The sequence below is a fragment of the Synechococcus sp. PCC 7335 genome (assembly GCF_000155595.1).
GTDB lineage: Bacteria > Cyanobacteriota > Cyanobacteriia > Phormidesmidales > Phormidesmidaceae > Phormidesmis.
On record NZ_DS989904.1, the window covers coordinates 899354 to 913295 of the forward strand.

At 44.6% G+C, this 13942-nt stretch carries 11 protein-coding genes and 1 pseudogene; 2 read left to right on the forward strand and 10 right to left on the reverse strand.

The features are described from left to right. From S7335_RS28730 to mobF, 7 genes and pseudogenes are all read right to left on the reverse strand, one after another. Window positions 1-342, reverse strand: a 342-nt coding sequence (locus S7335_RS28730; RefSeq protein ID WP_227499943.1) for a hypothetical protein, incomplete at its 3' end; no start/stop codon positions are given. Between the two features lie 9 nt (window positions 343-351). Further along, the gene (locus S7335_RS04100) at window positions 352-1644 is read right to left on the reverse strand and encodes a restriction endonuclease subunit S (protein ID WP_006454653.1); all 1293 of its coding nucleotides are present in this window, start codon (window positions 1642-1644) and stop codon (window positions 352-354) included. 50 nt (window positions 1645-1694) lie between these two features. Beyond that, on the reverse strand, window positions 1695-3269 hold the full coding sequence (locus S7335_RS04105) for a class I SAM-dependent DNA methyltransferase (RefSeq protein ID WP_006457714.1): 1575 nt from the start codon (window positions 3267-3269) through the stop codon (window positions 1695-1697). 216 nt (window positions 3270-3485) lie between these two features. Continuing rightward, complete coding sequence (locus S7335_RS04110) at window positions 3486-6365, reverse strand: type I restriction endonuclease subunit R (protein ID WP_006455981.1); 2880 nt, start codon at window positions 6363-6365, stop codon at window positions 3486-3488. 332 nt (window positions 6366-6697) lie between these two features. Further along, on the reverse strand, window positions 6698-7906 hold the full coding sequence (locus tag S7335_RS04115; protein WP_227499944.1) for a hypothetical protein: 1209 nt from the start codon (window positions 7904-7906) through the stop codon (window positions 6698-6700). Window positions 7907-7932: 26 nt separating this feature from the next. Next, window positions 7933-8897: pseudogene (locus S7335_RS28735) on the reverse strand (AAA family ATPase). 261 nt (window positions 8898-9158) lie between these two features. Beyond that, window positions 9159-10061 (reverse strand): MobF family relaxase, encoded by a 903-nt coding sequence (mobF, locus tag S7335_RS04130; protein ID WP_227499945.1) that lies wholly within the window; start codon window positions 10059-10061, stop codon window positions 9159-9161. Window positions 10062-10758: 697 nt separating this feature from the next. On the opposite strand from mobF, the gene S7335_RS04135 reads away from it, so the two are divergent. Next, a complete protein-coding gene (locus S7335_RS04135; protein ID WP_050765770.1) occupies window positions 10759-11016 on the forward strand; it encodes a transposase in 258 nt (85 codons plus the stop codon). Window positions 11017-11018: 2 nt separating this feature from the next. Beyond that, complete coding sequence (locus tag S7335_RS04140; protein WP_038017015.1) at window positions 11019-11561, forward strand: transposase; 543 nt, start codon at window positions 11019-11021, stop codon at window positions 11559-11561. Between the two features lie 137 nt (window positions 11562-11698). Here S7335_RS04140 and S7335_RS04145 read toward each other — a convergent pair whose 3' ends face one another. The 3 genes from S7335_RS04145 to S7335_RS04155 form a co-directional block, all read right to left on the reverse strand. Then, window positions 11699-12037: a hypothetical protein gene (locus S7335_RS04145; protein ID WP_198011345.1), complete on the reverse strand. Its 339-nt coding sequence runs from the start codon at window positions 12035-12037 to the stop codon at window positions 11699-11701. A gap of 63 nt (window positions 12038-12100) precedes the next feature. Then, the gene (locus tag S7335_RS04150) at window positions 12101-12658 is read right to left on the reverse strand and encodes a hypothetical protein (RefSeq protein WP_006453994.1); all 558 of its coding nucleotides are present in this window, start codon (window positions 12656-12658) and stop codon (window positions 12101-12103) included. 128 nt (window positions 12659-12786) lie between these two features. Beyond that, window positions 12787-13911 carry a class I SAM-dependent RNA methyltransferase gene (locus S7335_RS04155; protein WP_006455619.1) on the reverse strand — a complete coding sequence of 375 codons (1125 nt, stop codon included), beginning with the start codon at window positions 13909-13911 and terminating at the stop codon, window positions 12787-12789. Between the last annotated feature and the right edge of the window lie 31 nt (window positions 13912-13942).

Genomic DNA, 13942 nt, shown 5'->3' on the forward strand with positions numbered 1-13942 from the left:
AATGGTTAGGGCGGCGGTTTTGTTGTAGTGCCAGGTTTTGGGGGCAAAGCCGACGCCAAAGGGTTTACCGGGGAAGGCTTCGTCGGCGGATTTGAAGATGGCGAAGTAGGGATGGCTGTCGTTATCTAAGGCCCAGATGGCGAAGGGCGGCGCGGGTGTCGGTGGTGTAGGGCTGGGGGGCTGTGGAAGCGATCGGCGATTAGCTGGTCGAGGGTGGTCAGGCTGGTGAGTTGGATTCGTTCGAAGCCGTATTGGTCGATTTCGCCTTGCATAGGTTAGAGAAGGTCTGAATAATCTGATGGTGTGTGGTTGGGGTCGGTTGGCTAGACGGCTTAAATCCAATCTTTGAAATTATTTCATTGTTACCTGGCCATTCATTAGCATGGGTAAGAGCCAGTCGCGAAGTTGTGTGAGCTGTTGATTTTCTTGTTCCAAGAAATCTTGTCTAGAAAAAGTTGATCTCATATGATTTGTATATCCATCGGCTATATCTGGTGGTGGCAGACAAACGTTGATAGTTTTTAAGATTGTCCCTGAGACTTCCTTGAACGTTGAACCAGAAGCATATTGAATAATAGCTTTCATTGAATTTTTGACTGCATAAAAAACAAACTCAGTAGAGAACTTATTATTTGGTATAAATGATTTAAAACCTTGGTTTGTCGTGAGCTTATTTCGGGCAATTGCCATGTAACCAATAGGTGCTCTTGAACTTAGTAGCACAGTTCCTTTTGGGTATAACTTAAGTGAAGCATCTTTAATTCCTTCTAAAGTTACATCTAAGCTACCTTTCGTAATATATTTATTGCCCACATTGTTAGATAAATCATTAGGTGCTATCCATGGAATACCATTTTCAGAAAAGTTTGCTTCAACTTTAGTGGATGGTGTACTACCTCCAACAATTTTGCCAAGATCTTCAAGAGTTCCAGCCTTCCACTTTTCCGGTATTTCGCGTCTAAGAGTCTTGTTATAGACCATTTTCCCACCGGAAGATTTGTAGGGTTTACCATTTTCATCGGGGAAGTCAAACTGTACAAACCAGTAGTCGTAGATCGTTTTCGCCATTGCCTCTAACTCGGCATTGATACGATTATTTAGATCGATTTTGGCATCAAGAGCAGAGAGAATACCCGCAATTTGCGATTGAGGCTCTTTAATTGGTATTTGTAAATCTTCAAGATCAGGAATCCTTAAGTTACTAACAATTGAACCGGTATTATTACTCTTCAGAATCTGCTTCTGCACATATTCTGAAAGGATCGCATATAGCAAATAGTTATTGTCGATAATATTTTCGTCAGGTTTGATTAGAACCATCCGTTGTCCTAAGCAGCATTCTATCCCTTCTGGGATTATACAAATCTCACCCATTGGCGCTTCCCGTGTGATGATGAGGTCGCCTGGCTCTGGTTTACTTCTAGCAATACGTGCTTGATAAGTCTCTTCATCAGTAAAAGAAACATTGTCTAGTATTAATCTGCCATTCTTTATATTGAAGTTTCTAATAACTATTTTTCCAGCAGAAGTATACTTGGGGGTTGAATGATGGCAGTCAGTTATGGAATGACATAATTTAGATAAGGGTTTAGTTATTCCTTCATAACGCTTTTTGACAATGATTGGATCGAGACTAGTTGACATACTTTAATCCCGCCAATTGTTGAATAATTTCTATTTCCAAATCTTTTGAGTCAGCAAATAGTTTCTAAATTTTCAGAAAAGTCTTTGATTTTCGCGTTAAATTCTTCAGGAGTAATATCGGTATACTCAATCTTTATCTCAAAGTACTGACCAGCACTGAAGCTGTAGTTTTTGCTCCTAATTTGGTCATAAGTTGTCACAACAGCAAAGTCATCAACGACCTCTTTCTCATTAAAAGTAGCAATAATTTTCTCTTCTTCGGTTTCTGTAAGTACTGTCTTTTGGTTTTTCCCTTCTTTAGCAGTTTCACCAAGTCCAGAAGCATCGATTAAGACCACATCTTCTTTATTCGCTTTGTCAATAAAGACAATAGACACATTTGTGCCTGTGGTGGCAAAAATGTTGCTGGGCATGGAAACTACACCAGCTAGCATTTTCTCATCAATTAACTTCATGCGAATCTTTTTGTCAATACCTGCCTGTGCTGTCAGAAAACCAGTCGGAACCACCACCGCTGCTTTACCCTCAGGTTTTAGCGAGAAAATAATGTGCTGTAAAAATAGCTGATAAATTGCCATCTTATTTACAGCTTTTTTCGGCACATTGGGAATACCTGCAAAAAAACGCTTCTTGTTTTTATCGCTGTCTAGATCATCACGAAAATCGCTAAAATCCATTTTGAAGGGTGGATTAGAGACGATGTAGTCAAACAGTTTCAGCTTTTTACCGTCCTTGTGATACGGTTGCAGCAAAGTGTTTCCTTGAATCACATTTTGAATAGAATGCACCAGATTATTCAAAATCAAGTTAAGACGCAGCAAGCTTGATGACTTCTGCGAAATATCCTGGGGAAAAATGCTACAGCGTTCCTCACCAATGGCATGGGCGATATTCATCAGCAACGTACCAGAACCAGCTGATGGGTCATAACAGCTAACGTTCTGGATTTTGCCCCGTTGATGCTCTGGCACCAGAATAGCTGCCATAATTTTGGCAACTGCATGGGGGGTATAGTATTCAGCGTATTTACCACCGCTGTCTTTGTTGTAGTCTTTAATTAAGTACTCAAAAATCGTGGCATAGAAATCATATTTTTCAGTAAAAATACGTTCAAAGCTAAATGCCACAAGCTTATTGATGATTGCCCTACAAAACTCATCCCGTCTGGAAAGATCAGTAATAAATTCACTGACGCGGTCAAAGAGAGTAACTTTCCCTCCGCGATCAGTTTTAACTGAGAAAATATCATTATTGGTAATAGCGATATCCCGTAGAGTATCGTCAAAAAGTTTGGCGAATTCTGGTGCATTTTGTTGGGCGAACAAATGCGAAATAAAGTGTTCAGGTTTCAACTTAGCCGTATCAGCACTCAACTGCATTTGTAGCAGCTCAAAGTCATCTTCACTAAGCTGATTAATGGCCTGCTCCCAACTTTCAGTAGAGTCGATATCAGCGTCAATCTGCTTAACTTCATAAGCGAACTTATCATTGAGAAATTTGTATAGGAATACCTGGGTGATAATTTTGAATTCGTTACCGTCATTACCTAACCCATAGGAAGCGCAGATACCCTTGAGACCATCGATCAATTCTTTGGTTTTACGCTCAAAATCAAGGGTTATCACCCTAGGCTCCAATTTCTTCATTATTGAATTCGTTCATGTATTCCTTTACAACCAGGGTGTTAATATAGCGCGCAGAGTCAGCATTTAAATTAATTTTTTGTTTCCCTTTAAATTGCTTGACTACAATTGGCTTCATTAGGTTGTCAAAGTAGCCTTCGTTATTCAGTATTTGGGTGTTTTTCAAAACTTGATCATCTGCTTGCTCTTTAACGCCGTTTAAGGCTTCAAAATACGACGTTCTTGCTGAGAAATATTACCCTGTTCCAAAATGCGTTTATGAATACGGGTATATTTCACATCTCCCTGATACTTTGCCTTGAGCTGATTGTTTTCACGGTTAAGTTCTTTAATCCGCTCATGAATCTTATTAAGACTACCGATATTTCGGTTCATCTCATCCTGACTCACTTCGCTTAGATTTTTCTGCTTAAATAAGCGTTCTAGCTCTTCACGCAGGGTCACAAACTTGGGATCTTTTTGGTCAAAATTACCTGCCAAGGCCTCGCGCGTTTTACGTAATGTACTCTTTAGCTGATCCGCCAGAATTAGCTCTTCCTCGCTGATTTTGGTAAACATAAACAGCACATCTTCCAATGCCACATTGAGCAAATTGGTCGTGTCATTGCTGTTTTCAATATTTTCCTTGAGATTTAGCAAATCTAGATGATTGCTGGTTTCTCGATAGAGTAAGTTAAGCTTTTTGAAATCAATTTTTTCCAGTAGTTCATTGTGTCCCAATAGCCGGACTAGGTTATACAGGCTTTTCGCATCGCTGAGGGCCTTTTTGATAGCTTGCACCTGTCCACGGTTTTGAACTTCGCTAATTTGCTGGGAGAAGACCTCAGCATTGCTAATATCAAATCGGAATAAGACATCCTTAATCTGTTCAATTTCTTCTTCAATCTCTTCTTGAGATTTAAACAGATTGGAATAATGCTCTATTTCATCCCCTAGCTCTGCCTGTAGCTCATCAAAATAGGCCTTGTTAGTTGCATCAAACTCCTTGCGGATATCGGCAAAGTCTACGACATAGCCATAGCGAAAGTCTTTGTAGGTACGATTTACTCGGGTTAAGGCTTGCAAGAGATTGTGCCGTCTGATAATGCGCCCAAGGTAAAGCTTTTTCAGACGTTTGGCATCAAAACCCGTAAGCAGCATGTTGTAAACGAACAGGAAGTCAATTTTTCCAACTTTGAATTCTTCGACTTTTTCTTTCCGTTCATCTTTAGTACCAATATCATGCAGTATTAGGGCAGCACTTCTGACTTTATTACTTTTCTTTTGCTTTACTCTGTATGGACCTGGTTGCTCTGCCGCTATAGGGATTTCAGAGACAGGCGGCTGTTCAACAACTTTCAGGTTAGGAGTATATTTATCCTCAAAGATCTCAAACATCTTTTTGGCTTGATCAGAGCTATCACAAATGATCATGCCGCCAATGCTGTTATCCCCCAGGGCAACACGACTTTTTTCAAAGTCCTCGACAATATAGTCGAGCATAGGCTCCACAAAACGCTCATGGGCATAGACATACTTTTTGTCTACATCCCCCTGTTGGACTTCGACTTCTTCTAATGCCTGCTGCAAAACCATTTTGTAGTTACTGGCAATTTCTTCGCGAATCAGACGTAGGGTATAGCCATCAGCAATCGATGCGTTGTAATAGTACTTGTGGATATAATCGCCGAATAATAATTTGGAATTGTAGTCATTACCCAGCAAAGGCGTGCCGGTTAACCCAATTTTGATGGCATTATTATCTGATTGGCTCAAGTTCGCCAAAAAGCTGCCCTTGGGGTTGTAGCTGCGGTGCACTTCATCTAGAAAGTACACACGTTGAATGCTGACATCGTAATCATCAGTTTTGACGACATTGGCGTCATCTTTGAACTTCTGAATATTGACTACGGTAATTTCTGGTTTCCCTGAATAATTATGAATCACCCCTGTGGATTTAATATCCCTGGCAAATTCATCACGGGAGCTAATATTGTGAACGACTAACCCACGCTTTCTAAATTCCCAACTTGCCTGGGTTAGAAGATCTAGCCGATCAACAATAAAGTAAAACTTCGGTATTATCGATTGGTTTTGAAAGTAGGCCGTCAGGTAATGCACATTGTAATAAGCCAGAGCCGTTTTACCACTGCCCTGGGTGTGCCAAATAATGCCTTTGTGTTCTCCCTCGTTCAGCGCTTGCTTAATGGCTTTAGTGGCAAAAATTTGTGGATAACGCATCACATGCTTTTGCACACCATCGTCCTCATGCACATAGGCAATGGCATATTGCAGCAAAAATGCCAGACGTTCCCTTGAAAATAGTGACGTCGAAACGCGGTTAGTCGGAGAATCAGGGTTCTTATTCGTTAAAAACTCTGGACTATGTTTAATGATATTGAGATTGTTGTCTTTCAATATTGTATTTTCAATCGCCTCATCCTCTGGTGTCAGCAAAGTAGCCAAGTCTAGGCTTTCTTCTTCTCGAAAGTAATTGAAAATAGGCTCCTGATACGATGGCGAAGCATAGAATGCGCCTTCGATAGGCTGTGGCGACTCGTTATCGTATTCCATATTGTTGGAAAACACCATCAGCTGAGTGATGTTAACGAAACGCCTGAACTTTGAATTTTGAAACCGTTTATTAATACGGTCACGCTCTGCTAAGACACCCTGGCGATTATTAGGCTTCTTGACCTCGATAAATACCAAGGGCATCCCATTGATCAACAAGATGATATCTGGCCTAAATTCCTCATCGCCATTTTTGTAGGTCAATTCCGTGACCACATGGAATTGGTTGTTGGAAAAGTTTTGAAAGTCAATGAGTCTAGTACCGGATCGCTCGGTCAGCATCTCATAAAAGGCTTGACCCAGATCTTCATTATCCAGCGATAGCTTTACGTCTTCGAGTAAGCGATCAATGTCGTCTGGATTCAGCCCTTCATTAATATTTGCAATGCTTTGCTTAAAAATATCGACGAATATATTAGTGTCTTCATCCCATAAGGCATTTTTTAACGACAGGTAGGTATAACCTAACCGAGTCAGATGGAGGAGGCTTGGAATTTTGACCCTTGAATCTTCATTGAATGCCATATCATCCTGTACTCTGGGAAGCCTTAATCAATCGATTAGATATGCAACCTATTTCTAGCCTGGTTACCTAAAAGCGCCATATTCATCATTCGCAGTATACATAACCCAATCTGCCAAATTTTCAAATCCCCCCCAATTTTAGGCTATAAACTTCTATCGATAGCTGTCAGACTCCTTCAAAGAAAGGCTTGCTTGGTATAAAAAGTCTTCTGATTGGCTAATGCGTGCTTCTTAAAAGCTTGTGCAGCTACTCCAATTCCTCGACATACTAGGTATCTAAAGTTACGGTGATGCTCTTAAGCACTTAATCCGTAAGGACAAACCTAACGGAGCTATAGCCCTAATTGACTTTGCTGCTTAAGCATTTTCCTAATGGACGCCTGATAACTAATCCTTATGGACGCCTGATAACTAATCCTTCTAATGGTCTGGTTTACATACTGCACGGCCGATAGCTGTCCACTATGCTCATGAATATGTTGGACATGGCCACTACCTGCTGACAACATCAATCCAATATCCTTTCCCTCTAATCCATCTATCAACGCTTGATGAGCTACTAAGTAATCCAACTGCTGTGAGTTCTTAGCCTGCATACTCTGGCTGTAGTGAACCCATAGCCTTTGGTAATGCCTTTTCTTTAGCAGCTTCTTCAGGCAGTCGCTTGACTCAAATCGTTCAAGGAGTTTAGTAGTTGCTGCTATAAGTTGTTGTCGTCGGTCAAGTCGGTGCTCAAACTGGTTAAACTCTGGTTCAAGGATGCCAACGCCATCTCTAGACTTTCCAGATTGTCGTAGCTGAACGATACGGTTCTCTGATCTAAGATTAGCTGTCTTTGGTGATCGAGCAAGCCCAATACCTGCTTGCTCAAGTTTGCCAATAAGGTTTGAGTTTCCGCTTGTGCTGTGATTAAGCCGGTCAACTGCTCTTGTAGTTTGATGTTCTCTTGTTTCAGTCTGGAGATCTCGCCATAGAGTGGCCCCAAGCTTTTCAGCAATGCGGTCTCCAATACGTTCCTCGATATTTCCACAGTCACGGGAGGTGTTGTTGTTTGCGTTGTTTTCTTTCTGGGTCTGGGCATGGCTGTTTACCATCTGGAATAAAGGAATATAGTCGCTGGCATTTTCTTTGGATTGAGATCGCTGTGCTAGCTGAACCAAGTCAGCGATGTCTGTTGTGTAGATGCTGAGATGATGCTTGGCACGAGAAGCCGCCACATAGAAAGACTCGCGACTGGTCGTGCCGTCCATCAGGGCCAACACTCGGTCAGCCGTTTTGCCTTGGCTGCTGTAGGTGGTGCTCACCAAGGCGTAGTCAATGTATTGCTGTCCTCGTAGGTTGATTTGTGAGCAGTTGCCACGGTCATTCACAATCTGGGCGTTGCTATTGCTATCGACATCAACCACAGTGAATCGCTGACCGTTTCGGACTTTGGCAGCTCGGTTATTGCACGTCCATCGCAGGTGATCGCCCTTCGCAACCGCAATCTTCTGTACCGCGTACACCGTCTTCCTCTGACACCGAGCCGGATTAATTTTCATCAGCTGACCATCCGGCGTTTCCACCGTCAAGCGGTTCGCCTCTGTGTCACACTCAACACCCGGTACTGCTGATACTTCACCAACCCCTGACGTCTGTAGTCCTGACTCGGCATCAGCACATCACCCTGCTTGTAGTAGCTGGCATAGCCCGCCTGCGCTGTTGTCAAATTCCTGTTTCTCAAGGAACTGAAATGAAAGACATCTGCGCCCAATTCACCCCGCGCTTGCATTGACTGACGTAGCTTGGCAGTTAGCTCTAATCTCTCAGCATTTGTCCCAGCCAGTAGCAACGTCCGGTCACGTTGTTTTGGGGTTAGACTCAGATACTCATCGGCAATTTGTTGAAATCGATGCGTCTGCGAAAGGATGGCGTGAATGGAGCCCGTGTGGTCAAGATGCTGAATCGCGTTTTCTAGCTGACCGGATTCTATGAGTGCGATCGCCTTCATAGAGTCCTCAGTTTTCTGCCGCCGGGACTCCTGCAAATACACCGTCTGAATGCCACCCGCCTGCAAACTCTTAAACGGGTTACCTGCTTCCACTGCCGAAAGCTGCCGAGTATCCCCCACCAAAATTACCCTTGCCTTTTCTGTGGCTGCTGATGCGCATCCTTCGCACTAAGCAACCCGGCCTTATCCACGATCCAAATAGTCTGAGGTTTGGGTGAATCGCTCGCATCCTGAACCAGCAAACTCGCAACCGTATCACTTGGAACGTGAGTAGCTGTTGCCACCTCATGGGCTGCTTCTGCGCTGGGGGCAAATCCGCGAACGGTGTAGCCTTTTTGGGTCGCAAGTTCGCTGAAGAGTTTCAGGCTGTAGGTTTTGCCAGAACCGGCGACGCCCTGCCAAGCGAGGATGCGGTCACGGCTCAATGCAGATAGCTCAATTGCCTGCTGCTGTCCCTTCGTTAGAGTATTGGCTTCTGCTAAGTGGTGTTGGAGTTCTGTCGGGAATGCGATCGCCTCCACTGCTCCCTTACAATTTTGCATCAACCGAATTGTCTCCAACTCCCGCTGAATCGCTGTCTGCGTCGTAAACTTGTTCTTAACTAGGTCAGCCCGGATCAGCTCATGGCTGTCTTGGATTTCCTGTTGTAACTCAGCAAAGCTCTGCTGGCCCAAATGATTTTCCAACACAAACCGCTCTACCTTGCTGCGTCGGAACACAGCTTCTCGCTCAGCCGCATGATCGATGCCTGCTTTTACGATTGGAGCAAGCGGCGGATGGTGTTTAGACTTGAGACTTCCCGATTAAGGAATCTGGGGCAGTTCTAATTGTTGGCACTGCACTTCTTGCTGCCAAGCCTGCAACAACACATCGCGCGGAACTATGCGCTTGCTGGTGCGTGATCTCAAATTAGCCGCCTCCCTCCTTGCAGCACTCACATCACTCCCTTTAAATGCCGTTTCTCGCTCCACTGACCAAGTTTCAATCAGCTCTAAAATCTGTTGTCTACGAGTGGAGAAAACCTCCAACAGTTTCGGCTCATAGCCTCGCAAGTCAAACTGTCCATTTTCTCTGACTTCAATCTCATAGCCATATTGCCTGAGTTGGTAAGCCAGCTCATTCTGATAAATCTCTCCTAGCAGCTTTTGATTCGCCACAATCTCCTCATTGCTGAGACTGCGCCAAGATCCATCCGCCATCTGAGTGGTATTGATCACCACACAGTGACTATGCAACTGTGGTTCTTGGGCTCGACTCGTTTCATGTCGGAAGACCGCTGCCGCGACATTGCCGGTGCAGACTCTTTCTCTACTTGTTCTTGTCCGTACCCGCGTCTGAGCATAGCATTCTTCCAAAACAGCGAGTGCGGTTTCCACTGCCCTATCGTGAGCGGCAATCACCCGCCAATCCTGTTGAATTAAACCAGCAATAGAAACACTCTTGGGTGCAGAAAACGTGTAGTCTGTGCCCGCTCTATGTTTAGTCAGATCAATCTTTCGCGCATGGAGTGATTGCCCATTCGGCTCTTCACTTTGTAGCAGTTGCTTGAAAACTGACTTATCGACTTCGCCAGAGAGGCGCAATGCGGCTGCACCTCTTCCTGCCCAGCGAGTCTGCAGCTGTTCTTTTTCAGTCTCTAAGTCTTGCGTGTAGTAATCGTCCTTGTCGTAGTAGTTCTCTGCCTGCGCGGCAGAGACGTTGCTCATAGACAGCATTGTTTTTGGCTTTTGAAGCGAGCCAGATAGGAGAATAACGAGAAATCCTTTAAAGCCTTTCTGAGAGGTGTTTAGAGGCTTTTAATCAGTCCTAGTGGGCGTAGTGTGTGAACTTTCCGGTGAAGCCCCTTTTCGGGGCGCAACCCACTGCTAAAATGCTATCACTTCCAGTCATCAATGCACTGGCTATCTCAATATCAGGAGCCATATTTCCACCGAAAAAAGCCCAGAAAAGGCATCTCACCCCTTAAAATCACCTATTAACCTAAAATCACCATAATTAACCCTTAATCTTCTTCATAGGTTAATCATGGTTTGTTTTGGTTTGTTTTTTAAAAAGCATGGAATAACAGGCTTCTCAGCCATTGTGAGTATTCCTTTGGACGAAGTATAGAAAATTTTTAGAATTACGGCAGTTCAATAGTTTCAGCGATCCCCTGACCCGAAAAAGTCTGAAAAAGCCCCAAAAAGTCCAACCGTTGCACGGATTGTTGTTCGCTTCCAAAAACGTGGTCTCGTTATAGAACCCATTTGAGATCATTCTCAAAATCCATGAGAATGATGAAGTTCTTCTCCTTCAATAGTTATGACCTACTCAAGCAGTCTGACAGATGCCGAATGGGAACTTCTAGAACCGCTGTCTTGATGCGCATTCCCTAGCGCCGCAAAGCGACGCGGGGTCGCATCGCTGTTACCTGAGGTCTTACCCCAGAAGAAAAAGACGAAACCTGTTAGCTGGAGTTACCGAGCGCTAATTGATGGCATGCTCTATCGACTGAAAAATGGTTGCAACTGGGAGGACTTACCCAAAGACTTACCGCCATACTCAACCGTTTTCTGGCACTACAACGAATGGCGCAAAGCCGGTTCTTTCGAGAAGCTGATGACACTATTGCATGGCCAAGTCCGCGAGCAAGCTCAAAAAAAGCCCAGTGGACCACATTGATGATGGCAGATTCGCAAGCGGTCAAGAACACGTGCAATGCAAGTGTGACATCAAAAGGGTTTTGTTTTTACAAAGCCACTAACGGAATAAAACGGCATCTCGTGGTAGATACGTTGGGGTTTCCTTTCTTTACACTTTGTACACCAGCGAATGTCTCAGATGATGTGGGTTTGCTGATGATGTTGATACTCAACATCCAATATTTCAAATCTAAGCCGGTCAATATTCCCAAAATCACTCTTTTGTTGGATAACGGATATCATCTGGACAAACTGAAGAAGATACTTGAGGCTGTTTATCCAGGCATCATGCAAAAAATCAGGTTTGAGCTGTCTCCGAAGCCTTCCAAGGCAGAGAAATCGGCGCAAGGCAAAAGCGGTTTTGTGCCGGTTGCCACCCGGTGGGTAATTGAACGCTCTAACGCTTGGATGGAACGCTGCAAAAGCTTAACGAAGAACTTTGAGAGAACACTATTGAATGCCAAAGCTCAAATGGACTTTTGCTTTGGCAGGCTAATGCTCAAACGGCTTGCCGCTAATCCTTAGAAATCTCAAATGGCCTCTATACAGTTGAGTTAGCGAGTATGTAATACAACAATGCCGAACTACAACTCAAACACTTCAACGGTTCTATCCGTTCGTATTGCAAATGAAGACTTGCCCCTATCGAAGCTGTTGGCTCATTACAAACAACAGCCTTTGCGTACCCTAATGCGACAACGCAAGGAATAAGGCATGAAGCTGATACCTCGTCGCTTAAATCGAATCGCGGTTCTTTCACCATAGACCCGATTCGACTGGGCGTTGATTTCAGGGGGATTGCCATCGTCTAATTGCCACTGGTCAGGCCAGTGAGGATGTAGGGGCCTGATCTCTCTACCACCTGTTTTGGTGTCACTATCAATCACTATCACCAAAACACCATCCCCTCGATAACGCTCTCTAATGTGCCAGCATTCATGGTTGCGCAAACCATAAGACGCCATCATACCGTACACCCATTGCCAATGGGGCTTCACCAATTTATCGAACTCCTGCTCTATTAACTCATCACTCGGGATGACTCGCTCCTTGATGGGCTTTCTCTACGAGTACTTACCTTGATACGGCTTGAGATCGATATCTAAACCACACCATTTGATAAACCATCCTGTTGTTTGGCAAGCTTTAGCGCGGGTAGAGCTATTGGGCTTATGTTTTTGCACTGCCAATAAAACGGCATCTTTATTCAATGGCTGCGACATCGGTAGCCACTTTAAGCCCGCATTCCAGTGATCGACTCGCCAGCGGTAGTCTTTGTCTCCAGTAAGTTTATTTTCGTAGAGGCGCTGCCGGTAGCGTTCGATCCAGGCTCCACAAGTTGCCCCTACGCCCTGTCCATAGCTAATCCAATCAAAAGTGCCTGTGGCTAAAAGTAGCCCTAATGCCTTAGCTTGTGTTTTTGCTTCAGCGAGGTCATCAGGATTAGCATAAATACCCAGTGCAATTTGCTGCTGATAAGGGGCAGATTGCTGAGCTCCTGGTTTGGGAGGCAGTGTCGCTCGTAAATATAGTCTTTTACCTCGTTGCTGTAACGAGACCCCTGTTAAGGCTGCTTTTAACCGAGCATTGATGGCTTCTAGAGTCAGTTTTCTTGAGGGCATTTCTGCACTAAACCTGCACTAAAAGTTGCATTTATAGTCACATAAACGAGCATATACATAAATGCAACTTTAGTGCAATGTACATTCTGAAGACGCTGAAATGACTGAAATAAAAGAATTTAGGGCATCTAGTAAAGTTCGTATTTCATTAGCTGGCAGAGCAGTGCGCCGTTGTATACCGGAGTGCGAGAGGCAGATCTGAGGCCAATATTGCTAGAAAGTGCCTTGTTTCCACTAAGAATGTAGGCGGTCCAACCCTTGAAACGTTGTTTTAGTACATTGCCTAGCAGTTTGTAGAATGCGCCGAGGTCTGTATCTTTGCCAAGTCTTTCCCCGTAAGGTGGATTGCAGAGCAGAATACCGCTGTCGGCTGGGGCTTCTATGTCTGCTAGCTCATTCTGTCGGAAGTCTACGAGATGTTCGATGCCGCATTTTTGGGCATTGCTGTGTGCCTGGATCAAGACATTTGGATCGCGATCACTTCCCCCCACAAAAGCACTCAGATCTTCTTTCTGTTGTTCTTCTGCCTCGGTGAGCATACTCTCCCACAGTTCATCATCATAATCTAGCCAGGTTTCAAAGCCAAACCGCTCTCGAAACAAGCCAGGCGCTACCTGCAAAGCCTGCAGTCCCGCTTCTAAAGGCAGCGTCCCCGAACCACAGAGCGGATCAAAGAATGCTTGATTAGGTTGCCACCCGGATAGCTGAATCAGCGCAGCGGCCAAAGATTCCTTGAGTGGAGCCGCGCCGACGGCAGGCCGATAGCCACGTCTGTGCAAACTGTCACCGGAGCTATCAAGGCTAAGAGTCGCCCGGTTTTTGTGTAGGTGGACGTTGATTCGAAGATCGGGTTCGTAAGTGTCCACATCGGAGCGTTGATCGAAGGCTTCGAGCTGCTGTTCTACGATCGCGTTCTTTACCTGAAGTGAAGTGAAATGGGTATGGTTAAGCGCATTCGTTTTGCCAGTAGCATTGACGGCTAGCGTGAGGTCAGGCGTGAGATACTGGCTCCAGTCAATCCGCTGAACACCGGCAAAGAGATCTTCAGCCGTAGCGCAGTCGAATTCACTTAAACGCAGCAGAATTCTAAATGGGAGTCTAGCCCACAGGTTGACTTTGTAGAGAAGGGCGCGATCGCCTTTGAACGCCGCACCGCAAAAGCCAGGCTGCACATCCTTTGCACCCAGCTGTTCCAGTTCTTCTACAACGAGTGGCTCTAGTCCTCTAGCGACGGTTGCAAAGTACTGGCTCATCGATTTTCTTACCCTCTAACATGATCGTTTG

Coding starts and splice junctions, on each gene's coding strand:
- S7335_RS04100 (WP_006454653.1), bottom strand. CDS start 1,644: ATGTCAACTAGTCTCGATCCAATCATTGTCAAAAAGCGTTATGAAGGA.
- S7335_RS04110 (WP_006455981.1), bottom strand. CDS start 6,365: ATGGCATTCAATGAAGATTCAAGGGTCAAAATTCCAAGCCTCCTCCAT.
- S7335_RS04115 (WP_227499944.1), bottom strand. CDS start 7,906: ATGAAAATTAATCCGGCTCGGTGTCAGAGGAAGACGGTGTACGCGGTA.
- mobF (WP_227499945.1), bottom strand. CDS start 10,061: ATGAGCAACGTCTCTGCCGCGCAGGCAGAGAACTACTACGACAAGGAC.
- S7335_RS04140 (WP_038017015.1), top strand. CDS start 11,019: ATGGCAGATTCGCAAGCGGTCAAGAACACGTGCAATGCAAGTGTGACA.
- S7335_RS04150 (WP_006453994.1), bottom strand. CDS start 12,658: ATGCCCTCAAGAAAACTGACTCTAGAAGCCATCAATGCTCGGTTAAAA.
- S7335_RS04155 (WP_006455619.1), bottom strand. CDS start 13,911: ATGAGCCAGTACTTTGCAACCGTCGCTAGAGGACTAGAGCCACTCGTT.